The following is a 230-nucleotide window of genomic DNA, read 5'->3' on the forward strand; positions in this document are numbered from 1 at the left end:
TTTTTCACCCCCTTTATCGTTACTCATGTCAGCATTCGCACTTCTGATACCTCCAGTGTGGGTTACCCCTTCACCTTCAACGGCTTACAGAACGCTCCTCTACCGCGCAACTCTAATGAATTGCACCCGTAGCTTCGGTGGTATGTTTAGCCCCGTTACATCTTCCGCGCAGGCCGACTCGACTAGTGAGCTATTACGCTTTCTTTAAATGATGGCTGCTTCTAAGCCAA

Annotated in this window: 1 rRNA gene; it reads right to left on the reverse strand. The window is 49.1% G+C overall.

What is annotated here, in order from left to right:
• Window positions 1-230, reverse strand: a 23S ribosomal RNA gene (locus M0415_RS21390); the annotation flags it as partial.

Origin of the sequence: Shewanella sp. 10B, from assembly GCF_023475885.1 — a bacterium.
Taxonomy (GTDB): domain Bacteria; phylum Pseudomonadota; class Gammaproteobacteria; order Enterobacterales; family Shewanellaceae; genus Shewanella; species Shewanella mangrovisoli.